General features: G+C 74.0%; 19 protein-coding genes. 5 read left to right on the forward strand and 14 right to left on the reverse strand.

Annotated features, from left to right (window positions below; translation table 11 throughout):
• The 12 genes from AB0G08_RS28035 to AB0G08_RS28090 form a co-directional block, all read right to left on the reverse strand.
• On the reverse strand, positions 1–666 hold a 666-nt coding region (locus AB0G08_RS28035; RefSeq protein WP_358093271.1), incomplete at its 3' end, for an SCO3242 family prenyltransferase.
• Positions 650–1,810 carry an inositol-3-phosphate synthase gene (locus AB0G08_RS28040; protein ID WP_358093274.1) on the reverse strand — a complete coding sequence of 387 codons (1,161 nt, stop codon included), beginning with the start codon at positions 1,808–1,810 and terminating at the stop codon, positions 650–652. The genes AB0G08_RS28035 and AB0G08_RS28040, both read right to left, overlap by 17 nt.
• A gap of 484 nt (positions 1,811–2,294) precedes the next feature.
• Positions 2,295–3,533, reverse strand: coding sequence for a Gfo/Idh/MocA family oxidoreductase (locus tag AB0G08_RS28045; RefSeq protein ID WP_358093277.1), 1,239 nt, complete (start codon positions 3,531–3,533; stop codon positions 2,295–2,297).
• A gap of 20 nt (positions 3,534–3,553) precedes the next feature.
• The gene (locus AB0G08_RS28050) at positions 3,554–4,609 is read right to left on the reverse strand and encodes a substrate-binding domain-containing protein (RefSeq protein ID WP_358093279.1); all 1,056 of its coding nucleotides are present in this window, start codon (positions 4,607–4,609) and stop codon (positions 3,554–3,556) included.
• A 138-nt stretch (positions 4,610–4,747) separates the two neighbouring features.
• Positions 4,748–5,860: an ABC transporter permease gene (locus AB0G08_RS28055; protein WP_358093282.1), complete on the reverse strand. Its 1,113-nt coding sequence runs from the start codon at positions 5,858–5,860 to the stop codon at positions 4,748–4,750.
• Entirely contained in the window at positions 5,857–7,368 is a 1,512-nt protein-coding gene (locus AB0G08_RS28060) for a sugar ABC transporter ATP-binding protein (protein ID WP_358093321.1), read from the reverse strand. Before AB0G08_RS28060 ends, AB0G08_RS28055 begins: the two co-directional genes overlap by 4 nt.
• 250 nt (positions 7,369–7,618) lie before the next feature.
• Positions 7,619–8,797, reverse strand: a complete 1,179-nt coding sequence (locus AB0G08_RS28065; RefSeq protein ID WP_358093285.1) for an ROK family protein — start codon at positions 8,795–8,797, stop codon at positions 7,619–7,621.
• A gap of 307 nt (positions 8,798–9,104) precedes the next feature.
• Positions 9,105–10,223 (reverse strand): YihY/virulence factor BrkB family protein, encoded by a 1,119-nt coding sequence (locus AB0G08_RS28070; protein WP_358093288.1) that lies wholly within the window; start codon positions 10,221–10,223, stop codon positions 9,105–9,107.
• A 66-nt stretch (positions 10,224–10,289) separates the two neighbouring features.
• Positions 10,290–11,099 carry an ABC transporter permease gene (locus AB0G08_RS28075; protein WP_358093292.1) on the reverse strand — a complete coding sequence of 270 codons (810 nt, stop codon included), beginning with the start codon at positions 11,097–11,099 and terminating at the stop codon, positions 10,290–10,292.
• Between the two features lie 10 nt (positions 11,100–11,109).
• Positions 11,110–11,910 carry an ABC transporter permease gene (locus AB0G08_RS28080; protein ID WP_358093324.1) on the reverse strand — a complete coding sequence of 267 codons (801 nt, stop codon included), beginning with the start codon at positions 11,908–11,910 and terminating at the stop codon, positions 11,110–11,112.
• Between the two features lie 125 nt (positions 11,911–12,035).
• Entirely contained in the window at positions 12,036–12,578 is a 543-nt protein-coding gene (locus tag AB0G08_RS28085; RefSeq protein WP_358093295.1) for a hypothetical protein, read from the reverse strand.
• Positions 12,579–12,722: 144 nt separating this feature from the next.
• A complete protein-coding gene (locus tag AB0G08_RS28090; protein ID WP_358093298.1) occupies positions 12,723–13,655 on the reverse strand; it encodes an ABC transporter ATP-binding protein in 933 nt (310 codons plus the stop codon).
• Between the two features lie 478 nt (positions 13,656–14,133).
• Between AB0G08_RS28090 and AB0G08_RS28095 the strand changes: the two genes are divergently transcribed.
• From AB0G08_RS28095 to AB0G08_RS28115, 5 genes are all read left to right on the forward strand, one after another.
• Positions 14,134–16,296, forward strand: coding sequence for a TRAP transporter fused permease subunit (locus AB0G08_RS28095; protein ID WP_358093300.1), 2,163 nt, complete (start codon positions 14,134–14,136; stop codon positions 16,294–16,296).
• A complete protein-coding gene (locus AB0G08_RS28100; RefSeq protein WP_358093303.1) occupies positions 16,293–17,312 on the forward strand; it encodes a TAXI family TRAP transporter solute-binding subunit in 1,020 nt (339 codons plus the stop codon). Before AB0G08_RS28095 ends, AB0G08_RS28100 begins: the two co-directional genes overlap by 4 nt.
• Before the next feature lie 93 nt (positions 17,313–17,405).
• Positions 17,406–19,814, forward strand: a complete 2,409-nt coding sequence (locus tag AB0G08_RS28105) for a sensor histidine kinase (RefSeq protein WP_358093306.1) — start codon at positions 17,406–17,408, stop codon at positions 19,812–19,814.
• Positions 19,811–20,203 carry a roadblock/LC7 domain-containing protein gene (locus AB0G08_RS28110; protein WP_358093309.1) on the forward strand — a complete coding sequence of 131 codons (393 nt, stop codon included), beginning with the start codon at positions 19,811–19,813 and terminating at the stop codon, positions 20,201–20,203. The genes AB0G08_RS28105 and AB0G08_RS28110 overlap by 4 nt, the downstream gene beginning before the upstream one ends.
• A complete protein-coding gene (locus tag AB0G08_RS28115; protein ID WP_358093312.1) occupies positions 20,200–21,168 on the forward strand; it encodes a TAXI family TRAP transporter solute-binding subunit in 969 nt (322 codons plus the stop codon). Before AB0G08_RS28110 ends, AB0G08_RS28115 begins: the two co-directional genes overlap by 4 nt.
• A 10-nt stretch (positions 21,169–21,178) precedes the next feature.
• On the opposite strand, the gene AB0G08_RS28120 is transcribed toward AB0G08_RS28115, so the two are convergent.
• Positions 21,179–21,715 (reverse strand): hypothetical protein, encoded by a 537-nt coding sequence (locus AB0G08_RS28120; RefSeq protein ID WP_358093315.1) that lies wholly within the window; start codon positions 21,713–21,715, stop codon positions 21,179–21,181.
• Positions 21,716–23,608: a DNA primase gene (gene dnaG, locus AB0G08_RS28125; protein ID WP_358093318.1), complete on the reverse strand. Its 1,893-nt coding sequence runs from the start codon at positions 23,606–23,608 to the stop codon at positions 21,716–21,718. It lies immediately after the preceding gene.
• Positions 23,609–23,737 lie beyond the last annotated feature (129 nt).

The raw sequence follows: 23,737 nt of genomic DNA on the forward strand, positions 1-23,737 counted from the left end.
CGCCGCGAGCGCCGCCGTCCCGCCGCGCCCCGTCCGCGCCCGGCCGGGCCGCCGCCCCCCGGTCGTCACCCGCGCGACGCTCGCGGCGACCAGCGCGGTGCCGGCGAGGGTACGCAGCGGCAGCGCGGCGTCGGCGCCGGTGACCTCCCGGCGGGAGAGCGCGGTGACGGTCAAGGTGTGCGCGGCCACGATGACCGCCGCCGGCACCGCCCGCAGCGCCCGGCCGCCGGTGGCCCCGAGCAGCACGTCCAGCCCCCGGCAGGCGGCCATCACGGCCGGGCCGGCGGCGGTGGACTTAGCCGCCAGGTCGTACCCCCAGACGGCGGCGGCGAGCGGAACCGCGACCGTCGCGGCGCGCCGGCCCCCGGCGGCCGTGGCCAGCGCGACCCCGGCGGCGGTGAGCCCGGCGGCGAGGCCGAGCGCGGCCCCGGGGGCCACCCGGCCGCTGGGGATGGGCCGCTCGGGGCGCTCCACGGCGTCCAGCCGGCGGTCGGCCCAGTCGTTGGCGGCCATCCCCGCCCAGTAGAGCAGGACGGACGCGGCGGCCAACGCGGGCGTACGCCGGCCGAGCGCCCCGGCCGCCGCCGCCCCGGCGACGACGTCCCCGGGCACCGACAGCGCGGCGGGCGCCCGGACGAGTTCGGCGAGGTCAGCGAGGCGCGGCATCGGTGCCTCCCGCGTGCAGGCGGCGGGCGAGGCCGCACAGCCGGGTCCACTGGTCGGCCAGCGCGTGGGTGGGCGCGCCGAGCGGGTCCTTGAAGAAGAAGGCGAGGTCGGTCAGGGGGCCGGCGTGGCCGGCGGCGTGCGCGGCGGCGGTGAGCCGGGCCAGGTCAAGCACGAGGGGCGCGGCCAGGGCGGAGTCGCAGCCGTGCCAGGTGAACTCCATCCGCATCCCGGTGCCGAGGAACCCGTCGAAGGTGATCAGGTCCCAGGCGGTCTTGAAGTCGCCCAGCGCCTCGACGTACTCGATCCGGGTGCCGCCCTGCGGCAGGTGGCCGAGGGTCTCGCCGAGCACCCGCTGCTTGCTCTCCGTCTTGGCCGAGTTGGCCGCCGGGTCGGTGAGGGTGGCGCCGTCGCCGCCGCCGAGCAGGTTGATCCCGGACCAGGAGCGCACCGCGAGGTGCCGCATCGCGAACATCGGCGCGAGCACGGACTTGACCAGGGTCTCCCCCGTCTTGCCGTCGTGCCCGGCGTACGGGATCCCGCCCTCCGCGGCCAGCGCCGTGAGGGCCGGCAGCCGCAGCCCGGTGGACGGGGTGAAGTCGACGTACGGGCAGCCCGCCCGCACCGCCGCGTACGCGTAGAGGGAACTGGGCGGCAGCACCTCGTCGCCACCGGCGAGCGCGGCCCGCAGCGCGTCCGGGTCCGCGTGCCCGGGGTGCGGGCGGGCGGCCGGTTCGGTGGCCGAGACGTTGACCACCACCACCCGGTCCAGCCGGTGCCTGCGGCGGAAGTCGGCGAGGTCGCGTACGGTCGCGGCGGCCCGGTCCGCCTGGGTGCCGCCGGCCGGGGCCGGACGCAGCTCGCGTTCGACGGCGGCCAGCTCGTCGGTGAGGGCGGTGACCAGCCGGGCGGGCAGCACCCCGGCGGCGGCCAGGGCCTCGGCCCGCTTCGCCAGCGGGGTGGTCGCGACGTCGTGCCCGCCGAAGACCAGGTCGGTGAAGGCCGGCAGGGCGGGCCCGCGCAGGTCGGGCAGCTCGGTGACGCAGCCGGTCGGGCCGGTGAGCCCGGACCGCAGGGCGAGCGCCCCCACGATGCTGGTGGTCGCGACCGAGCCGCGCGCTCCCACCAGCCAGACACCCGTACGCATGGTGCTCCTTCCCGCTCAGGAGGAACCAGCCGTGCATTGAGTTATATGAATATCAGAAGTTTGTTCAGAAAGATATGGATCTGTGTAGATGGGCCCCGTCCGCCGGCCGCCCCGGGAGGAGCCCACCGGTCCGGTGTCGACGTCGGCGGCGACGACCCCGGCCCGGTTCCCGGTGCGGGCGCGGACGGACGGGGCTGGCAGGCAGGGCCGGTCGGCGTCTCGTCCCTGCCTCCCCCGCATCCGCCGGTCGGAGCGACGGCGCGCGCCGACCGGACGTCGTGGGGTGACGCGGCCCGGCGGGCCGCCGGGTGGTGACGGTCCTCCGGTGCGACCGGGGAATCCCGGTCCGGCCGCACCGGACGATCGTCCTGCTCGTGCCCACCGGGCCACGCCGGCCCGGTGGGCACGTCCTCCGGTCCCGACCTCGTCCCGGCCGCGGGGCGCAACCGCGGCCGGTCCCTCGCCGGTCGGCGCCGGAGTCGACTCAGGCGGCGACCGTGGCCAGGGCCGGCTCCACCTCGGTCCACGAGGAGCCGAGCTCCGCCGACCGGGTCACCGCGTCCAGCACCAGCTGGACCTGCAACCCGTCGACGAAGGAGGGGGCCGGGTCGACGCCGGTGGCGACCGCCTCGATGAAGTCGCGCGCCTGGTGGGTGAAGGAGTGCTCGTAGCCGATCAGGTGGCCGGGCGGCCACCAGGCGGACATGTACGGATGCTCCCCCTCGGTCACCAGGATGCGGGTGAAGCCCTGCTCGGCGGCCGGTTTCGTCGCGTCGTAGAACTCCAGCTCGTTGAGGCGCTCCAGGTCGAAGGCCACCGTGCCCAGCGAGCCGTTGATCTCCACCCGGAGGGCGTTCTTGCGCCCCGTGGCGAACCGGCTCGCCTCGTACGTGGCCAGCGCGCCACCGTCGAGCCGGGCCACGAAGACCGCCGCGTCGTCGACGGTGACCAGCCCGGTGGCCGGACGGTGACCGTCGGTGCCGTCCACCGTCGGCGCCGCCCCGTCCACCGTCGCCGCCAGCCCGCTCGACCCGGCCGGCAGCGGCCGTTCCTTGACGAACGTCTCGGTGATCGCGCTGACCCCCGTGATCCGTTGGCCGGTGACGTACTGGGTCAGGTCGATGATGTGCGCGCCGATGTCGCCGAGCGCGCCGGAGCCGGCCCGGTCCCGCTGCAACCGCCAGACCAGGGGGAACTGCGGGTCCACGATCCAGTCCTGCAGGTACGTCGCCCGGACGTGCCGGATCACCCCGAGCCGCCCGTCGGCGACGAGCTGGCGCATCATCGCGACCGCCGGCACCCGTCGGTAGTTGAACCCGCACATCGACCGCACCCCGGCGGCCTGCGCGGTGACCGCCGCGGCGGCCATCGCCCGGGCCTCGGAGATCGTGTTGGCCAGCGGTTTCTCGCACAGCACGTGCTTGCCGGCGGCCAGCGCGGCGAGGGCGATCTCGGCGTGGCTGTCCCCGGGCGTGCAGACGTCGACCACGTCGATGTCGTCGGAGGCGACCAGGTCGCGCCAGTCGGTCGTGTACGCGTCCCAGCCGAGCCGGTCGGCGGCGTCGGCCACCTTCCCGGCGTCCCGGCCGCAGACCAGCGACATCCGGGCCCGCGTCGGCAGGTCGAACACCCGGTTCACGGTGCGCCACGCCTGCGAGTGCGCGGCGCCCATGAACGCGTAGCCGACCATGCCGACCCGCAGTTCTCTGTCTGTCGTGGACAAGGTGGGTCTCCCCCCGTGTGTCAGAACCCGAGCTTGAGGTAGTTGCCCGCGTTCTCCTTGGTGATCGTCTCGGAGGCGAGGATGATCTCCTTGGGTACCTGGAGTTCCACCAGGTCGGACATGCCCTTGCCCTGGCCGATCAGCCGGGCCAGGGAGATTGCCGAGGAGGCCATCGAGGGGCTGTAGGTCACGGTCGCCTTGAGCACCGTGTTGTCCGCCTGGATGTCCTCCATCGCCTTCTTCGAGCCGGCACCGCCGACCATGAAGAACTCCTTGCGACCGCTCTGGTTGACCGCGGCCAGCACGCCGATGCCCTGGTCGTCGTCGTGGTTCCAGAGCGCGTCGATCTTCGGCAGGGCCTGGAGCAGCTGCGCCGCCTCCTGCTGCCCCGAGTCGGCCGTGAACCGGGCCGCCCGGCGGTTGGCGACCTTGAAGCCGCTCGCCGTCAGGGTGTCGACGAAGCCCTTCGACCGCTCCTGGGTCAGCTCCAGCTCGTCCATGCCGGCGATCTCGCCGATCACCGGGTTGCTGATGCCCTTGGCCTTGAACTGCTCGATCATGTAGGTGGCGGCGGCCACGCCCATGCCGTAGTTGTCGCCCTTGATCTGGAGCCGGTAGGCCCGCGCGTCGGGGAAGGCCCGGTCCAGGTTGACCACCGGGACGCCGGCCTTCATCGCCTCCAGGCCGAACGCGTTGAGCTCCTTGCCGTCGTGCGGCAGCAGCACGATCACGTCCGGCTTCTGCGAGATCAGCGTGGACAGCGCCGCCCGCTGGGCCGCCGCGTCCGCGCCGGCCTCGACCGACTTGAACTCCACGTCGGAGTACGCCCCGGCCTGCGCCTTGGCGTTGTTGGTGATGGCGGCGATCCAGCCGTGGTCCGCGGCCGGCGCGGAGAAGCCGATGACGACCCGCTTGCCGGGCTCGCTGTTGCCGCCCGGCGCGGCTGCCGCCTTGGTCTGCGCCTCGGTCGGCTTGGCTTCGTTGCTGGTGCAGCCGGCGAGCAGCACGCCGGCGCCGACGGCGGCCCCGCCGAAGAGCAGTCGGCGGCGCGACATGTCGCGACTGTGCTGGGTCATGACGACCTCCTGGGTTGACGGTGGTGGAGGAAATCTCGCGGTGCGGTACGGGAGAGGGGCGTGCGGGGCCCGGCCACCGTCGCTCGGGTGGCCCGGATGCCGCGCGGGTCGGTGCGGTGCGGGTCGGTGCGGTGCGGGTCAGGTGGTGGTGAGCCGGTTGCGGCGCAGGAACTGGGTGAGGCTGCGGAACTGGACCTGCTGGACCAGGACGGCGGCGACGATGATGCCGCCCTTGACCATGTTCTGGGCCTCCGTGGAGAGGCCGTTGATGGCGAAGAGGTTGGTGATGGTGGCGAAGATGACCACCCCGAGCAGGGAACCGATGATGGTGCCCCGCCCGCCGCTGAGCAGCGTGCCGCCGATGATCGCGGCGGCGATCGCGTCCAGCTCGTAGAGGTTCGCCATCGCCGCCTGCGCCGAGTTGGCCTGGGCGGTGAGCATGATGGCGGCGATCCCGCAGCAGAGGCCGGAGAGCGCGTAGAGCAGCACGGTGTGCCGCCGGACGTTGATGCCGGCGAGCCGGGCGGCCTCCGGGTTGCCGCCGACGGCGACCGTACGCCGGCCGAAGGTGGTGCGGTTGAGCAGCACCCAGCCGGCGGCGACCACGGCGGCCAGGATGTAGACCAGCAACGGGATGCCGAGCAGGCTGTTGCTGGCGAGGCCGTTGATGAAGGCGTTGTCCGACACCTGGGTCTGCTTGTCGGAGATCTCCGCGGCCAGGCCCCGCGCGGCCACCAGCATGGCGAGGGTGGCGATGAACGGCACCAGCCGGCCGTACGAGATGAGCAGCCCGTTGACCAGGCCGACCGCCAGCCCGACGGTGAGCGCGCTGAAGATCATGCCGCCGGCGCTGTAGCTCTGGGTGGCCACCGTGGTGCACCAGACGCCGGCCAGCGCGACGATCGCGCCGACCGAGAGGTCGATGCCGCCGCCGATGATCACGAAGGTCATGCCGACGGTGACCACGCCGACCACTGCCGCCAGCTTGAGGATGCTCAGGACGTTGTCCCACACCCAGTCCGGGTCGGAGTACAGGTCGGAGCGGGTGAGGGCGCCGATCACGACGAGCACGGCGAGGACGCCGAGCAGGCCGAGGTTGCGGCGGGCGCCCTCGCCGCCGTCGCCCCGCCACCAGGAGATCCGGCCCGGTGCCGCCACCTTGTCGACGGCCGCCGCGGTCTGCGCCGGGTCCACGGGCGGCGACTGCGCCGGCAGCTGCGGCGCCGCGGTGGGGGTGAGGGGCTCGCTCATGCCGGTGCGCCTTCCATCAGGGACCCCGCCATCACGAGGTCGAGCACGGTGTTCTCGTCGAGTTCGCCGGCCGGGGCCTCGCGGACCACCCGCCCCTCCCGCATCACCAGCACCCGGTCGGCCAGGCCGAGCACCTCGGGGACCTCGCTGGAGACCAGCAGCACCCCCACGCCGCGCGCGGCCAGCCCCCGGATCACCTGGTAGAGCTCCGCCCGCGCGCCGACGTCGACGCCCCGGGTCGGCTCGTCGAGCAGCAGCAGCCGGGTGTCGCCGAGCAGCCAGCGGCCGACCACCACCTTCTGCTGGTTGCCGCCGGAGAGGGTGCGCACCGGCCGGCGTACGTCGCGGGGGCGCAGCTCCAGGCTCTCGGCGATCCGGTCCGCCTCGGCCCGTTCCCGCCCGACGTCGGTGAACCCGGCGCGGGCGTAGCGGGCGAAGGTCGCCAGGGTCACGTTGCGGTAGATCGGCTCGCCCAGCAGCAGCGCCTGGCTCTTGCGCTCCTCGGGGGCCATCCCCATGCCCGCCCGCACCGCCGCGCCGACGTTGCCGGGACGCAGCGCCCGGCCGGCCATCCGCACCGAGCCGGCCTCGGCGCGGCGCGCGCCGTAGATGGTCTCCAGGAGCTCGGAGCGGCCCGAGCCGACCAGTCCGGCGATGCCGACGATCTCGCCGGCCCGGACCCTGAGCGAGACGTCGGCGAACTCGCCGGTCCGGGTCAGCCCCTCGACCGCGAGCAGTTCCGCGCCGTCGGCCGCGCCGGCCGGGCGGTCCGGGAAGACGTACTCGATGGTGCGGCCGGTCATCCGGCTGACCAGGTCGCGGGTCGGGGTGTCGCGGGCCGACAGGTTCGCCGCGGTGGTCCGGCCGTCCTTGAGTACGGTGACCCGGTCGCCGATCTCGCGGATCTCCTCCAGCCGGTGCGAGATGTAGATGACGGCGATGCCCTGCGCGGTCAGCTCCCGGATGATCCGGAACAGGTTGCCGACCTCGTCGTGGGCCAGCACGGCGCTCGGCTCGTCCATGATGATCAGCCGGGCCTCGTGGGAGAGCGCGCGGGCCATGCTGACGATCTGCTTGCCCGCGGCGGGCAGCGCGCGCACCATCCGCCCGGGCGGGATCTCGGCGTGGCCGAGCCGGCCGAGGATCTGCCGGGTACGCCGGGCCATGGCGCCCCGCCGGACGAAGCCGAGCCGGCGCGGCTCGTGGCCGAGGAAGGCGTTCTCCGCGACCGAGAGGTCCTCGACCAGGTCGAGTTCCTGGTAGATGGTGGCGATGCCGGCGCGCATGGCGGCCTGCGGGTTGGCGAAGGTCGCCGGCTCGCCCCGCCACTCGAGGAGCCCCGAGTCGGGCCGGTGCACCCCGGCCAGCACCTTGATCAGGGTGGACTTGCCGGCGCCGTTCTGCCCGAGCAGGCAGTGCACCTCGCCGGCGCGCACCTCCAGCTGCACCCCGTCCAGGGCCCGTACGCCCGGGAAGGTCTTGACCACGTCGGTGAGGCGCAGCACCACCTCGCCCGCGACGGCGACGGCGTCGGCGTCGGCGGGCGCCTCGACCAGCGGGGCGCCGGCGGAAACGACCTCCGCCGGCCCGGCGGCGGGCGGCTCCTCGGTTCGGGCCACGGTCTCCTCCTCGCGCTCGGTCACGGCGCCTTCCTCGTTCGCGACTGCGGGGCTCGCAAACCCGGCTCACTCCTCGCGCTCACAGCGCCTTCTCCGTTCGCGACTGCGGGGGCTCGCAAACCCGGCTCACTCCTCGCGCTCACGATGCCTCCCCGAAAGCGACGTCGCTGGCGAGTACGGCCGCGCCGGCCACGCCGGCCCGCGGGCCGAGTTCGGAGAGGACGACGGGAAGGTTGCCGGTGGCCAGCGGCAGCGACCGGCGGTAGACCACGCTGCGGATCTCGGCGAGGAGGATGTGCCCGAGCTGGGCGAGCCCTCCGCCGATCACGATCATCGACGGGTTGGTGAAGCTGACCAGCCCGGCCAGGACTCCACCGACCCGCCGACCCCCGTCGCGGATCAGCTGGATGCAGGCCACGTCCCCCTCGACGGCACCTCCGGCGACGTCGAGGGCGGTCACCGCGCCGCGCGCGGCGAGCCGTTCGGCCAGCGCGGGCGACGCCCCGCTGCGTGCGGCGGCGGTCGCGTCCTTGGCCAGCGCGGCCCCGCTGAACAGCGCCTCCAGGCAGCCGACGTTGCCGCAGGAGCACATCGGGCCGTGCGCGTCGACCTGGATGTGGCCGATGTCCCCGGCGCAGCCGTCGGTGCCCCGGTAGACCTCGCCGCTGAGGTAGATCCCGCACCCTATTCCGGTGCCGATCTTCACGAAGAGGAAGTCGTCCACGGAGTGGGCGACCCCGCCGTGCCGCTCCCCGATCGCCATGATGTTGACGTCGTTGTCGACCACCGCCGGGCAGCCGTGCTCGCGGGTGAGCAGCTCGCGCACCGGGAACCGGTCCCAGCCCGGCATGATCGGCGGGGAGACCGGCACGCCGTCGCGGAAGCTGACCGGGCCGGGCACCCCGATGCCGACGGCGTCGAGCCGCTCGTAGGCGCCGTCCACCCGGGCCTTGTGCAGCAGCTCGTTGACCCGCTGGAGGATCACCTTCGGGCCGGTGCGGATGTCGGCCGGCTCGGCGTACGCGGCGACCGGCTCCAGCCGGCCGTTGACCACCTCGACGTCGATGGAGCTGGCGCCGAGGTCGACGGCGGCGAAGCGCAGGTGCGGGCTCAGCTCGACCAGGGTGGAGCGGCGACCGCCCCGGGAAGCGGCCAGCCCCGCCTCGGCGACGTAGCCGAGGCCGACGAGCCGTTCCAGCTCCGCCAGCAGCCGGGGGCGGGGCATCTGCAGCCGGTCGCCCAGCTCGGCCCGGGACACGGCCCCCTCGTCACGGAGCAGCCGCAGCAGCCGTACGTGCAGGGGATCGACGGACCGCACCGGACTCACCTCTTCGCGGGGCTCGTTCACATCGACGTAATGCCGAGGTGTCGTGCCCGACACAGTAGGAGTGTTCCGAGTCACGTGTCCAGAGCTTCGGCCGATCTGACGCAAACTTTTGTCCGTTCGAGCAAAAGCCTCGGGCGGATCAAGAAAAGCCCGTGGCCCCCGCGATCCCGCGCTCCGCCCTGGCGGGGCCGCCTGTCCGGGCAGGAAGCAGACCCACGGGCACGATCGCGGGCCGGGCAGCACGCCGCCCCGCCACCGGGAGGGTGGCGGGGCGGCGGGGTGGCGGGGCGGCTGGAGGTCAGCGGCGGTTGGCGGCGTTGCGCTTCTTCTTGAGCTTGCGGTCGTCGCGCAGTTCGACGTACGGCTCCTCGTCCGGGGAGTGGCCCGCCTCGATGGCGCGGCTGCGCTCCAACTCGGCGTCGAACTCCGCGCCGAGGAGGATCGCGATGTTGCTCAGCCACAGCCAGATCAGGAAGACGATCACGCCGGCGAGCGCCCCGTACGTCTTGTTGTACGAGCCGAAGTTGCTGACGTAGAGCGCGAACAGGCCCGAGATCACCAGCCAGATCACCACGGCCAGCACCCCGCCGGGGCTGACCCAGCGGAAGCCGCCGTGCCGCGCGTTCGGCGACGCCCAGTAGAGGATCGCGAACATCAGGCTGACCAGGAGCAGCAGCACCGGCCACTTGGCGATGTTCCACACGGTCACCGCCGTGGAGCCCAGCCCGATCGCCTCCCCGACCTGCTCGGCGAGGCCGCCGGTGAAGACCACGATCACCGCGCTGGCCAGCAGCATCACGCCGATCACCGCGGTCACCCCGACGCGGATCGGCAGCGTCTTCCAGATCGGGCGCCCCTCCGGCACGTCGTAGATGGTGTTGGAGGCGCGCATGAACGCGGCGATGTAACCCGACGCCGACCAGAACGCGGCCAGCAGACCGAGGATCGCGGCGAAGCCGGCGAAGCCGCCGCTCTGCTGCGCCTGGTCGATCGCCCCCTCGACGATCTGCCGGATCTCCCCCTGCGGGACCGCCTGGTTGACGGTGTCCTTGACGCCCTGCGTCGCACCCGGGCCGAGCAGGCCGAGGATCGAGACCAGCACCAGCAGGCCGGGGAAGATGGAGAGCACCCCGTAGTACGTCAGCGCCGCCGCCCAGTCGGTCAGGCTGTCGTCCTGGAACTCCCGCACCGTGCGGCGCAGCGCGGCCTTCCAGCCGGCGCCCGGCAGCTCGGCCGGGCTGTCGGGGCCCTCGTCGGGCCCGACCGGGCCGCGACCCGGGCGGTGCCGCTCGGCGCGCGCGGGGTCGGCCCACCGGTCGGCGTGGCCCGTCCGGCGGTCGCCCACCCGGCCGGCGGCCACCGCCCCGGAATCGTCGCGGTCGCGCCCGCTGCGGGCGGAAGACTGGTCGGAGGCCATCGCCCCTCCCTCGTGCTCGGCGTGTCGTCCCCCTCGACATGCCCCGGCAGCGGCGACGGTTAACCCCTACCCGTAGAGCAACCTGCCCATCCGGCGCGAGGCGACCAGCAGACCCACGGTCATCACCGTGAGCAGGTAGAGCACGTCGAGCACCCACTCCCCGCCGACCGTGCCCGTCGAGATGCCACGGATGAGGTGCACCGCCCGGTAGAGCGGGGTCGCCTCGACCAGCCAACGCAGCACGGCGGGGTAGTCCTGGGCGGGCACGAACGTGCCGGAGAAGAGGAAGAGGGTGAACTGGGCGGAAGCCATCAGATCGAAGTCGTGCCAACTGCGCATCAGGGTGGAGATCGCCATTCCCAGCGCGCCGAAGGCGAAGCCGACCAGCACGGCCGCCGGGAGGGCGACCAGCGCCCGCGCGGCGGTGGTCAGGTCCATCGCCACCATCACCACGAGGAACGCGGCCGAGTAGGCGCTGCCCCGCAGCATCGCCCAGCCCAGCTCCCCGAGTGCGATCTCGAACGGCTGCACCGGGGTGGCGATCACCCCGTCGTACAGCTTCATGTACTTCAACTTGCCGTAGAAGTTGAAGGTCGTCTCGGCCAGCGCGCCGGACATCGCCGACGCCGCGAGCATGGCGGGCGCGACGAACGCCGCGTAGGCGACGACCTCGCCGCCGGGCAGCGTGAGGTCGCCGATCAGCGCGCCCACCCCGACACCGATCGAGAACAGGTAGAGCAGCGGCTCGACGATGCCGGAGGCGAGCAGCAGCCAGTAGACGGGCTTCAGGGCCGCCACGTTGCGCTCGGCCACCGAGACCGAGCGGCGGGACGCGGCGGCGACGTTCACCAGCCGGGGCAGGACGAGAGCGACCACGGCACCCCTCCTAGACGACGAGCCTGCGGCGGAACGCGCGGCGGGCCAGCAGCCAGCCGGCGACCGACCAGGCCGCGAGATAGAGCAGGTGGCCGGGCACCGACCACTGCGGAACGACACCGAGCGTCGCCGCCCGGCACAGGTCGACGCCGTGCCACAGCGGCGTCGCGTAGGCCAGCCAGCGCAGCGCCTCAGGCAGCGACTCCACCGGGAAGAAGACCCCGGCGAACAGGCTCATCGGGATCACCGCGAAGCGGAGCAGCATCGCCAGCCAGCTGTCGCTCGACACCACCGACGCGTACGCGAAGGTCGGCGCGGCGACGGCCAGGCCGAGCAGCACCACCACCGGGAGCGTGGCCAACGCCCACGGCGAGCGCACCGCGCCGAACAGGGTCGTCACCAGCAGGAACGCCGCCGTGCTGCACAGCACCCGGAACAGCACGAACGCGAGGTGGCCGGTGAGGATGTCGACCACCCGCAGCGGCGCCGCGCTCTGCGCGAAGTAGGTCTTGATCCACTGGAACTTGCTGAACACCGGCCACGTCGACTCGCCGATCGCCACCTGCACGGCGGTCGACGCGATCAGGCCGGGCACGATCCAGTCCAGGTAACGCACCCCGCCGACGCCCTGGTCGACGTAGCCGCCGACGCCGACGCCGAACCCCAGCACGGTGAGCACCGGCAGCAGGAAGGACGAGAAGAACCCGCCCCGCCAGGTGCGCCGGTAGCCGGCCAGATGATGGGCCAGCACCGCCAGGGCGGGCACCCGCGGCAGCGGCGGCCGGGCCCGCTCCCGCGCCGACTCCGTCACGCTCACGCGACCACCCCCGCCTCGCTCCGCGTCCACCACGACTTTCTATCCCGCCGGTACGACAGCCGCGGCCACCCTACGGCGGCCCGGTCGGCCTGTCGTCCGCTTTCACGTCCCGGGCCGGGTCAGCGCCGCCGGAACGCGCGGACCAGCGCCAGCACCGCGTAGCCGAGCAGCAGCAGCCCCGCGCCGGTGCCCACGACGAGCCCCGCCGACACCGCGGAGGCGAGCGCGGTGACCAGCCCGGCCAGGGCGACGACGCACATCGCCACCCCGAGTGGCCACAGCAGCGGGTCGCCCAGCACCGGGACGAGGGGGAAGAAGTGCAGCCCCACCACGGCGCAGACCAGCACCGGGACGAACTCGGACCACCCGGCGACGGCGAGCACGGCGGCGCCGAGCCCGGCGGCGGCGAACTCGGCGAGAACGATCAGCAGGTAGCGACGGTCGGCGGCGCGGTCCCGGCCGGCGTGCCCGGCGCCCCGGCTGCGCGCCACCACGACCGCTCCGGTCACCGCCGTGACCAGCGCCGCGCCGCTCGCGACCACCAGCAGGGCGCGCAGCGGCTGGTCGGCGGCCGGCACGCTGAACCAGATCGTCGCGAAGACGCCCAGGTAGAGCGCGGCGAGGCCGGCCTGGTGACGCGACTGGAACTCCAACCTCGACATGACACCCCCGGGTGCGTCGCCGGGTGGCCAAGGTGCCACCGGCCCGCCGATGCTACGGAACGGCCACCGCCGTCGCACCCGACGCCCGGCGGGGCGGGGTGCCGGGCCCGCGCCGCAGGTGCTGCGGCGGACGCGCCCGCCCGGTCAGTCCACCAGGGTGCGGCCGGTGAGGTGGAGGAAGACGTCCTCCAGGCTGCTGCGCCGGACCAGCACGTTGGCCGGGCTCAGCCCGCGCGCGCCGACCTCGGCCACCGCCGCGTCGCCGTCGGACACGTAGAGCAGGATCCGGTCGGGCAGCACCTCGACCCGCTCCCCCAGGCCGTCGAGCTTGCCGGCGAATTCCTCCTGCGACTCGGCGGCGAAGCGCAGCTCCACCACCTCCCGGGTGGAGTGCCGGTCGATCAGCGCGCGGGGCGAGCCCTCGGCGACGATCCGCCCGCCGTCCATCACGACCAGCCGGTCGCAGAGCTGCTCCGCCTCGTCCATGTAGTGCGTGGTGAGGACCAGCGTGACGCCCTGCTGCTTGAGCCGGAACAGCCGCTCCCACACCAGGTGCCGGGCCTGCGGGTCGAGGCCGGTCGTCGGCTCGTCGAGCAGGACGATCTCGGGCTCGTTGACCAGCGCGCGGGCGATGGTCAGCCGCCGCTTCATGCCGCCGGAGAGGGGTTCGACCAGGCTGTCGGCCCGCTCGGTGAGCTGGACGAAGTCGAGCAACTCGGCGGCCCGCTCGCGGGCCACCCGGCGGGAGATGCCGAAGTAGCGCGCGTAGGTGGTGAGGTTCTCCCGGACGGTCAGCTCGGGATCGAGGTTGTCGAGCTGGGGGCAGACGCCGAGGCGGGCCCGGATCGCCGGCCCGTCGCGGACCGGGTCCATGCCGAGGATGCGCAGCTCGCCCCCGCTGGGCGGGGAGGTGCACCCGACCATCCGCATGGTCGAGGACTTGCCGGCGCCGTTGGGCCCGAGGAAGCCGAACGCCTCGCCGGCACGCACCTCGACGTCGATGCCGTCGACGGCGGTGAAGTCGCCGAACCGCTTCACCAGCGCCCGCGCCTGGATGAGTGGTGGAGCCATGGTCACCGCCCGACCATAACCTCCGGTTCCGACACGTCCCACCGGATCCGGCCGGGTCGTCGCCGGGCGGTAGGGGTGGGGCCGGGCGACAGGAGTGGGGTCGGGCGGTAGGGGGCGCAGGTGCCCTGGTCAGACCCCATGCGGCGACGGAGAGCGACGAAAACCACGCTGTGTGATCGCCTGATGCGACGGCGACGGCGCGGCGACGGCGACGCGCGGCGAGACCGGGCGTACGCCGCTACGGGACCAGAGTGGACGGATCGGATGGAAACCGCTCCCGGCTTGCCGCATTCTTACCAATTACGGCCTCCGCCCGGCGACACATCCAAACTCAATTGTGCTCTCTCTGCGTAATCGGGAGTCCGAATTAATCACAGACTGCAATCATGATCAGCAATATTCCGCCGGGTTTGTTATTCGCGTATCGTGCCCCCTCGTGCCACCAGTGCGTTCTTCCGGCGAGTCCCCCCAGCAGCCGTCCACCATGGCCACCGGGTCCCTGGACGACGGTCCGGTCCCGCTGCCGCCCGAGGCGGACGATCGCTCCGATCCCGCCGGCGCCACGACCGATGCACGGGAACTCGCCGCGCAGTTCGAGGACGAAAAGCCCGGGCGGCAACTATCCGGGCCGATCGGCGTTCTGGTCACCGGAACGACGTTGGCGATCGCGCTGCTCGCCCTCTGGCAGGTGTTCGCCCCGCTGCCGCAGGGGAGCAAGTTCTATTTGATCATCTTCCTGGCCGGGATCCTGCCGATGGTCTTCCTGGCGTACCCGGCGGATCTGCGCCTGCCCCGGCGACCGCGCCGCACGGACACGGACGGGCCGACCGCCGCCGCGCCCACGGACCGCCCCGGGCACCGGGGGCCCACCCTGCCGGACTGGGTCCTGGCCGGCGCGGCGCTGGTCAGCTGCCTCTACCCGGTGCTGCCCGTCGGCCTCGGTGCGGGCGGCGGCGGGTACGACGCCTTCCTCGACCGGCAGGGCCTGCTGGTCGGCCTGGACGTGGCGATGGGCACCGTCCTGCTGCTCCTGCTGCTGGAGGCGTGCCGCCGCACCACCGGATGGATCCTGCCGGCGGTCTGCGTGGTCTTCCTCGGCTACGGCTACTACGGCGGGCTGCTGCCCCAGTCCTGGCCGGTCGCCCACGCGGGCCTCGACTTCGGACAGATCGTCGACGGCCTCTACAACTCCGACAGCGGCTTCTACGGCACCCCGCTCGACGTCGCGGCGACGTACATCGTGCTCTTCACCATCTACGGCGCGGTGCTGGACCTCTCCGGCGCCGGCCGGTTCTTCGTGGAGCTGTCGGCCGCCGCCTTCCGGCGCTCGCGGACGGCCGCCGGGCGCACGGCCGTCGCCTCCGGGTTCCTGCTCGGCACCGTCTCCGGGTCCGGCGCGGCGACGACCGTCAGCATCGGCGCGGTCACCTGGCCCGTCCTGCGGCGGGCCGGCTACCCGCCGGAGCGGGCGGGCGGCATGCTCGCCGCGGCCGGCGTCGGGGCGATCCTCTCCCCGCCCACCCTCGGCGCGGCGGCCTTCATCATCGCCGAGTACCTCGGCGTGTCCTACCTCCAGGTGCTCGGCTGGGCCACCGTCCCCACGGTGCTCTACTACCTCGGCATCCTCCTCGCGGTCGAGATCGACGCCCGGCGCTCGGGCGTGCGGCCGGTGGTCATCGACACGACCTCCGCCGGTCGGTTGCTTGCCCGGTTCGGCTACCACTTCCTCTCGCTCTTCGCGATCGTCGGGCTGCTCGCCGTCGGCTTCTCCGCGACGAAGGCCGTGGTGCTGGCCACCGTCCTGGCCGCCGCGCTGTCCTTCCTCGACCGTCGGCACCGGCTCACCCCGGCCCGCCTGCTCGCCGCGCTGAGCGCCGGGGTGCGCGGGGTGCTCGCCGTCACCGCCGTCTGCGCCGCGGCGGGCATCATCACCGCCACCACCACCAAGACCGGCCTCGGCCCCCAGGCGGCGGCCCTGCTGGTCAGCGGGGCACAGGCCGTCAGCTCCGAGCCGGCCGTGGTGCTGGCGCTCACCGCGCTGCTCGCCGCCGTCGCCCTCACCCTGCTCGGGCTGGCCGTGCCGGTCACCGCGTCGTTCGTGATCGGCTGGGTGATCATCGGCCCGGCCCTGCTGGACCTGGGCGTCCCCGCGCCCGCCGCGGCGATGTTCGTCTTCTACTTCGCGGTCCTGTCCGAGGCGTCCCCGCCGACCGCGCTCGCCGCGGTGGCCGCCGCCGCGGTGACCGGCGGCCGGCTGGTGCCGACCATGTGGCAGACCCTGCGGTACGCCCTGCCGGCCTACCTCATCCCGCTCGCCTTCGTGGTCACCCCGACCGGCCTCGGGCTGCTCGGCATCGGGGGCGCGCAGCGGATAGCGGTCGCCGGGACGGTCGCCGCCCTCAGCGTCGCCGTGCTGGCGGTGGCGGCGGGCGGCTGGCTGCCCGGCGTCGGCCCGGCCGGCACGCCGGAGCGGATCCTCGGCGCGCTCGCCGGGTTGACGCTGCTCTGGCTCGAACCCGTGCCCGTCACGATCGGCGCCGTCCTGGCCGCCGTCATGGTGGCGGGTGTGCTCGTCAGACGCGGATCCGCCGGCCGGACCGGCGGGCCGTCAGCAGTACAGGTGAACCATGGGGAGGAAAAACAGTGAGACGGATCAACGTGCGGATCGCCGCGGGGGTTGGTGCGCTGGCCCTCGTCGCGGCGGGCGCCGCCGGTTGCGGGGGCCGTCAGGGCGGCGCGACCAAGGACGACGCTGCCAGTGAGATCACCTGCAAGGTCACCGACAGCACCCGGGTCGGCATCGCCACCGGCAACGCCACCGGCGTCTACTACGTGGTCGGCAACGCCTTGGCCGGTCAGCTCTCCGGGGCGACCGAGGGCAAGCTGACCGGCACCGCCGCCGAGACCGGCGCCTCGGTGCAGAACATCGAGCAGCTCGTCGGCGGCCAGTACGACGTCGCCTTCTCCCTGTTCGACACGGCGGTCAACGCGGTGCAGGGCAAGGGCACCTTCACGGCTCCGCAGCCGGTCGAGGCGCTCGCCCGGATCTACGACAACTACACGCAGGTCGTCGTCCGGGCCGACTCGGGGATCAACTCGGTCGCCGACATGAAGGGCAAGAAGATCTCCACCGGCTCGCCCAAGTCCGGCACCGAGGTCATCGCCAACCGGCTGATGGAGGCCGCCGGCCTCGACCCGGCCAAGGACGTCCAGGCGCAGCGGCTCGACCTGACCAAGTCCGTCGAGGGTGTCAAGGACGGCAGCGTCGACGGGCTCTTCTGGTCGGGCGGGGTGCCCACGGGCGGCCTGACCGACCTGTTCACCACCGCCGGGGACAAGGTGAAGTTCATCGACATCACCCCGCTGCTGCCCAAGATGACCGAGCTCAACCCGGCGTACCAGGCCGGGACCATCGGCGCGGACGTCTACAAGACCGCCGCGGACACCCCGACCATCGTGGTGCCGAACGTGCTGCTGGTCCGCAAGGACCTCAACGCGAACGTGGCCTGCGCGATCACCCGGACGGTGTTCGACAAGAAGGACGCCCTGACCCAGGCCAACCCGGCCGCCAAGGGCATCAGCCTGGACAACGCCCGCAAGACCGACCCCGTACCGCTGCACCGCGGCGCGGCCAAGGCGTTGCAGGACCTCGGCGCGAGCTGACCCCCCGGTGCCGGGTCCGGGCCTCCCGCCCGGACCCGGCACCCCCGACCCCACCCCCGGAAGGCCCGAGTGTCGCTCCCCACCCCCGGCCGCGTGCGTCGGCACCACCGGCCCGCCGACCACACCGACCGCCTGTGGTCGGTACGCACCCAGCTGCTCGCGCCCATCCTGGTGGCCACGATCGGTCTGGTCGTGCTGGGGTCCACCCAGACCGCCATGGCCATGGCCGCCACCGACGACGCGGACCGCGCCCGGGTGCTGGCCGGCACCGCGACGGCCACCGTGCGCCTCGTGCACGAGCTGGAGCGGGAACTCGGCGAGACGGCGGCCCTGCGCCAGCGCGGCGGCAGCAGCGGACGGCCCCTCGTCGACGCGCAGCGACGGCGCGTCGACGCCTCCGTCGAGCGGTACCGCGACTCCAGCCGGGACGCCCGCCGGGCCGCCCCCGACCTGCGCCGGGTGCTCGACGGCGCCGACGCGCAGCTCGGCCAGCTCGAACCGGCCCGCGGGTCCGCCCTGGGCGGCACCACCGTCGACCCGACCTACCTCTCGCTGGTCGAGTCGCTGCTCGCCGTCGCCGACGCGCTGCCGGCGCAGCTGCGCGACCGGGAACTGGCCAACGGGGCACGGGAGGTGGCCGCCGTGGCCGCCCAGGAGCACCTCGCCGCCGTGGAACGCGACCTGCTCCGCGCGGTCTTCGTGCGGGGCGCGCTGGCGGACGGGGAACTGGTCCGCCTCGGCCAGCTGCGCGGCGCGCAGGAGCAGCGGCAGGCCGAGTTCTCCCGGATCGCCGGCCGGCCCGCGGCGGACGCGTACACCCGGCTGGTGGCCGGCACCGACGTCTCCACCGCCCGCCGGATGCGCGACAGCGCGCTCAACGTGGAGACCGAGCCCGCCGGGCTGAAGACCGACGGCGACGCCTGGTACGTGGCCCAGAGCGGGGCCATCAGGCGGTACAACCTGCTCGGCCGGGAACTCTCCGAGGAACTCGACCGCAAGGCCGCCGGACTGGCCCGGGACGCCCAGCTACGGGCCCTGGTCACCGGCGGCGCGACCACCGCCGTCGCGCTGGCGTCGTTGACCGCGGCCGTGCTGCTCGCCGTGCGCACCAGCCGCCGGCTGCGCCGGCTGCGGGTCGCGGCGCTGACCATGGCGAACCGGGAACTGCCGGAGCGGATCACCGCCATCGCGTCCGGTGACGGCGCACCCGCCGACGGCGCGGCCACCCGGCTCACCGCCGGCATCGGGCAGGGCCGCGACGAGATCGCCCAGGTCGCCCAGGCCTTCGACACGGTGAACCGGGCCGCCCTGCGCCTGGCCGGCGAACAGGCCGAGGTGCGGATGGACGTGACCCGGATGGCCGAGGCGCTGGCCCGACGCATCCGTACCCTGATCACCCGGCAGCTGCGGCTGCTCGACGAGTTCGAACGCGAGGAGACCGACCCGGACGCGCTGGCCCGGCTCTTCGCGCTGGACCACCTCGCCGCCCGCATGCGACGCAACGGGGAGAACCTGCTGGTCCTCGCCGGCGGGGAGCCCGGCCGTACGCACGACGGCGCCCACCTGCTCGCCGACGTCGTCCGGGCGGCCGCCTCGGAGATCGAGGACTACCCGCGGGTGGAGGTCGACGTGCCGACCGCCGCGGTGCACGGCGCCGCGGTGGGCAACCTGGTCCACCTCCTTGCCGAGCTGCTGGAGAACGCCACCGTCTACTCCCCGCCGAACACCCCGGTGCACGTCGACGGCCGGCGCACCATCGACGGCCTCACGTTGCGCGTGCACGACCAGGGCATCGGCATCAGCGACAGCCGGCTCGCCACGATCAACGAGCGGCTGCTCGCCCCCGCGATGCTCTCCAGCGCCTCCGCCGGCAGCATGGGCCTGCACGTGGTGGCCCACCTGGCGGCCCGGCACGGGGTGCGGGTGCAGCTGCACAACAGCGGCGCGGGCACCGTCGCGCAGGTGGAGATCCCGGAGTCGGCGCTGACCCGGATCGAGGAGGTCGTCCCGCGCTCCGCCCCGGACGCGCGTACGCCGGACGCCCAGGAGGCGCGCGCGCAGGCGCCGGTCGCCCAGCAGGTGCGCCCGCAGGCGCCGCCGCCCGGGCCCGACGCGCGCCCGCCCGCGCCGGTCGTCCCCGCCCAGACCGCCTGGTTCCGGCCCCGGACCGGGACGGGTGGTCCCGCCGCCCTGCCCGACCTGGCCAGCGTCCACCACGCGCCGACGATCACGCTCCCGGTGCTCGGCGCGCGCCCGACCGGGCCCGAGGGCGGCGCCGCGTCGCCGCCCCGTCCCGCGCCGGCCCCGCTCACCGGGGCCGGGCTGCCCCGCCGCACCCGGGGCGGCCAGCTGCCGGCCACGCTGCACGAGGCCCCGCCGGCGCGGCCGGCGGGCGACCTGCTCGACCCCGAGGTCGTACGGTCCCGGCTCTCCTCGCTCGCCGAGGGAGTGGCCGCCGCGACCCGACGTACCCAGACGACACCCCCCAGGAGAACCCCATGACTTCATCCGTGAGCCCCGGCCTGGACTGGCTCCTGGCCAACTTCGCCGAACAGGTGCCGGACGTGTCGCACGCCCTCGCGGTCTCCGGCGACGGGCTGCGGCTGGCGGCCTCGCCCCACCTCGCGCCGGACCAGGTGGACCAGCTCTCCGCCGTGATCAGCGGCCTGGCCAGCCTGACCGTCGGTGCCGCCCGGCTCATGTCGGCCGGCCGGGTACGCCAGCAGATCGTCGACATGGACGGCGGGGTGCTGCTGGTGATGGCGGTCGGCGAGCGCGCGCTCGTCGGGGTGCTCGCCGCGCCCGGCTGCGACCTCGGCCAGATCGGCTACGAGACCGCCATGCTGGTCCAGCGGGTGGCGGAGGCCTTGGAGCCGGCGGTCCGGGCGTGATCGGACGGTCCTCCCGGCTGCTGGCGGCCCTGCTCGCGACGGTGCTCGCCGCCGGGTGCGGCACGACCGACGCCGGGCCGCAGCCCTGGCACGGCGGCCGGATCTTCCTCGCCACCGGCAACACCACCGGCGTCTACTACCAGCTCGGCGGCGGCTACGCGGACGTGATCAGCCGCCATCTGCCCGGCTACGAGGCGCGCGCCGAGCCCACCGGCGCGTCGGTGGAGAACATCAACCGGCTGGCCAGCGGCGACATGGAGATCGCCTTCAGTCTCGCCGACACGGCGGCGGACGCCGTCGCGGGGCGCGGGGCCTTCGAGGGACAGCCGCAGCCGGTCCGGGCGTTGGCCCGGGTCTACAGCAACTACACCCACGTGATCGTCCGCGCCGACGCGAAGATCACGAAGCTGTCGGAGCTGCGCGGCAAGCGGGTCTCCACCGGCTCGCCGAAGTCCGGCACCGACATCATCGCCGGGCGGCTGCTGACCGCCGCCGGCCTCGACCCGGACCGGGACGTCGTCCGGGCCACGCTCTCACTGCCGGAGACCGTGCGGCGGATGCGGGCCGGCACGCTCGACGCGATGTTCTTCTCCGGCGGCCTGCCCACGCCGGGCATCGCCGACCTGCTGGCCAGCGCGCCCGGCACGTACGCGCTGCTGCCGATCGCCGACCTGATGGAGCCGCTCACCGCGCGGCACGGGTCGGTCTACACCACGGCGGAGCTGCCGAAGGACGCCTACAGGACGAAGAGCGGCACGCCGACGGTCACGGTGGCGAACGTCATCCTGGTCAGCGCCGACATGCCCGACCAGCTGGCGTACGACCTGACCCGGCTGCTCTTCGCCTACCAGGCGGACCTGGTCAGGGTGCACCCGGAGGCCGGCAACTTCACCCAGCAGAGCGCCTCGGGCACCGACCCGATCCCGCTGCACCCCGGGGCCGCCCGGTACTACCAGCGCGGGTGAGCCGCCCCGGTCAGACGTCCGCCGGGGCGGTGGCGGCGCGGGCCTCGGCCACGAGGCGGTCGGTCTCGGCGAGCACCTCGGGGTCGTCCGTCGGGGTGCCGGGGTCGAGGCGGACCGTCCACGTTAGGCCGTCCGCCCCCGGCACCCGGCGCGCCGCGATCCGGCCGGCGCCGCCGGGCACCGGATGGTGCCGGGTGTACGCCACCGACCGGGTGACCCGCTCCCGCACCTGGTGCGGCAGCTCCCCCGGGTCGAGCAGCAGGTAGGTCTCGGCCGGGCAGTCGGCCACCACCAGGTAGCCGTCGCGCTCGGCGAGCCGCTCGGCCGGCGTCACCGTGAGCTCGCGGCCGGACCAGACCGCCTTGAGGACGTCGTGCCAGCCCAGCCGGTGCGCCCGACCGGGCAGCCAGAGCCCGAGGTTGCTGGCGACCACCACCCCGTCGCCCTCGCCGTTGCCGGCCGCGGCCCAGGCGAGCACCCGCTCGTCGGCGGCCAGCGGCGGCCGGTCGGCCGGGGGCAGCTTCGGCTTGCGGCGGAACAGTCCCATCTACAGTCCTCCCGCGGCCTGCTCGCGCAACGCCCGGGCGTGCTGCTCCAGCGAGAGCAGCTCGCCGAAGGCGGCGAAGTACTCGTCCTTGTTGTTGACCGGGTTGATCCGCTGGATCCGGGACTTCAGGTCCCTGATCCGGCTGGTCACCGAGCCCCACTGCAACCGGGCCATGGTCACCGAGACGTAGCGCGGGTCGGGCTCGCCGTCGATGCGCAGCGGCTCCACGGCCAGCTCGCCGACGAGCGCCCGGGCGGCCAGGTCCTCGCAGGCGTCGCGGACCGACTCGATCCAGACCGCGCCGCCGGTGGCCGTGGCGGCCCCGCCGACGGCCGCGACGGCCGCCCGCACCGCCGAGTGCACGGGGTGCCGGTACTCCGACGCCTCGACCGCGTCGAACATCGGCCCGGCCAGCACCGGCTCCTGGAGTGCGAGCTTCAGCGCCTCCCGCTCGACCATCGAGTGCGGGTTGTCCACGACCGGCTCCGGCCGGGCGGGTCGGGGCGCCGGCGCGGCGTCCCGGCCGGGGGTGGCCGACGCGGCGGCCAGCACGGCCCGCTGCACCGGCTCGATCTCCATGCCGAGGTCACCGGCGAGCTTGCGGACGTACTCCGGGCGCTTCTCCCGGTCCTTGAGCTTGGCGACCAGCGGGGCCGCCCGGCGCATCGCCTCCACCCGGCCGTCGACGGTGTCGAGGTCGTACCGGTTGATCACGTGCCGGAGCGCGAAGTCGACCAGCGGCTCGCGGCGGGCGACCAGGTCGCGGACCGCCAGGTCGCCCTTGGCCAGGCGCAGGTCGCACGGGTCCATGTTGTCGGGGCTGACCGCGATGAACGTGCGCCCGACGAAGCGCTGGTCGTCCTCGAACGCGCGCAGCGCGGCCTTCTGGCCGGCGGCGTCGCCGTCGAAGGTGAAGATGATCTCACCGGCCACGTCGTCGGTGTCCATCAGCAGCCGGCGCAGCACCCCGATGTGGTCCCCGCCGAACGCCGTGCCGCAGGTCGCCACGGCCGTCGGGACCCCGGCCAGGTGGCAGGCCATCACGTCGGTGTAGCCCTCGACCACCACCACCTTGCCCTGCTTGGCGATCTCCCGCTTGGCCTGGTCGACGCCGTAGAGGACGTGCGACTTCTTGTAGATGGGCGTCTCGGGGGTGTTCAGGTACTTCGGACCGTCGTCGTCCTCGAAGAGCTTGCGGGCGCCGAAGCCGATCACGTCGCCGGTCAGGTCGCGGATCGGCCACATCAGGCGGCGGCGGAACCGGTCGATCAGCGTGCCGGAGCGGGACGGCCGGGACAGCCCGCCGGTGACCAGCTCGTCGTGGGTGAAGCCCTGCTGGCGCAGGTGCTTGGTGAGCAGGTCCCAGGCGTCCGGGGCGAACCCGCAGCCGTAGCGCTCGGCGGCGGCCCGGTCGAAGCCGCGCCGGGCCAGGAACTCCCGGGCGGGACGCGCACCGGCGGTGGTGAGCTGCGCGCGGTAGAACTCGACGGCGGCGGCGTGCGCGGCGACCAGGCGCTGCCGCTGCCCCTGCTGCGGGCGCGGGCGCGGCGCGGCGGAGTCGCCCTCGACGTAGCGCAGCTGGATGCCGGCCCGGTCGGCGAGCCGCTCGACCGACTCGACGAAGCTGAGGTGCTCGGCGTCCATCAGGAACTTGATCGCGTCGCCGCCGGCGCCGCAGCCGAAGCAGTACCAGACGTTGCGGGCGGGCGAGACGTTGAACGACGGGCTCTTCTCGTCGTGGAACGGGCACAGCCCCTTGAGGTTGCCGGCGCCGGCCGACTTCAACGTCACCGTCTCGGAGATGACGTCGGCGATCGAGCTGCGCTCCCGGACCAGCGCGATGTCCTCGTCCCGGATCCGCCCAGCCATGTCCGCCACCCCCTCGGCGTACATCCTGCCCTGCCGCACCGACGCCGCGCCGCCGGGGGACGCCGCGTGTGGCGGCCACCGCCGTCACCTCGGCGGTCGCGCCCGGGCCGACCGGCTCGCCCCGGCGGTCCCGCCGGCCGGGGTCGGGCCGCC

It is taken from the genome of Micromonospora sp. NPDC023644 (genome assembly GCF_040640115.1).
Taxonomy (GTDB): domain Bacteria; phylum Actinomycetota; class Actinomycetes; order Mycobacteriales; family Micromonosporaceae; genus Micromonospora.